Annotated in this window: 1 protein-coding gene and 1 pseudogene; both read right to left on the bottom strand. The window is 52.9% G+C overall.

The annotated features are described in order from the left end of the window. Positions 1 to 51: 51 nt before the first annotated feature. Positions 52 to 315, bottom strand: a complete 264-nt coding sequence (locus HMPREF3153_RS02645) for a hypothetical protein (RefSeq protein WP_011117479.1) — start codon at positions 313 to 315, stop codon at positions 52 to 54. Positions 316 to 668: 353 nt separating this feature from the next. Next, positions 669 to 862, bottom strand: a pseudogene (locus HMPREF3153_RS12970) (ISL3 family transposase); the annotation flags it as partial.

Below are 862 nucleotides of genomic sequence, written 5' to 3'. Positions count from 1 at the left end.
ATAGCGTATGTTCCGCCATATGCTAAAGCATATGTTCTGTGTTATGCAGGTTTACCTGCTAGTTCTTGCGTTTAGGCGGAGTCCGAAAATGGTAATCCACAAGGCTAGTAGGCCGAAGGAGATGAGCAGTGCGGCCAGTTCTCGCGAGAGACCGGCCTGGGTGAAAAGGAAGGAGGGGACAAGGATCATTGCTGCGCTTATGCTGCCTCCAAGCGCGGCGTAATACATACGGTCTTCTGGCCGTTCGCGGCGGATGGTCTGGATGATTAAGACGAAAAGTACTGCGAGTGCGGCGAGGGTGATGGTCGTGTACATTCCTTCTCCTTTCGGGACTGGTGCCCATTTTATCGGTGAGGGTGTGCACGGTCTGTGTGCTGCGTTTTCCAAGAGTCAGGGTGTGTTAGTGTTATCCCCCGTAAGATCCTGATGAGCAGTTGAACAAACTGCACCACCGGAAGTAACAAACTCGAAAGGGTATGTTACCTCCGGTTTCTTTCATTTTTCAATCTTTGAGGTGCGAAGATTGCACGCGTGGGGATTGAGGGTGTGAATCCCACTGTCGTGGGTTTGATGAGGTAGTCGATGTTGCGGAAGCTTTGGCATCGGCGTGCGTTGTGCTCCGTACGTTGTTTCAAAAACGGGTTTCATCAAACGGAACAAAACCTGGGACACTTCATATCCCACCCCAGGCCTAATGACTTGGGTGCAGCGGCAACGCTCATCCGATTTAGGCAGAGTCGTTGCAGGATCCAGTGGGTCACCTGGTCCGTGGTCTTTGAATTGTCGGGCGCGCAGGCAAGGCCAGCACGGAAGATCTTCTGCAAGCAACGCTTGTTGGTGCACCGGTAGCGTGGAAGGCGCA

The sequence above is a fragment of the Corynebacterium sp. HMSC06C06 genome, assembly GCF_001807295.1.
Taxonomy (GTDB): domain Bacteria; phylum Actinomycetota; class Actinomycetes; order Mycobacteriales; family Mycobacteriaceae; genus Corynebacterium; species Corynebacterium striatum.
Note: the sequence above shows the minus strand (reverse complement) of the source record. Positions and strands in the feature narration are given on the sequence as shown.

Coding starts and splice junctions, on each gene's coding strand:
- HMPREF3153_RS02645 (WP_011117479.1), bottom strand. CDS start 315: ATGTACACGACCATCACCCTCGCCGCACTCGCAGTACTTTTCGTCTTA.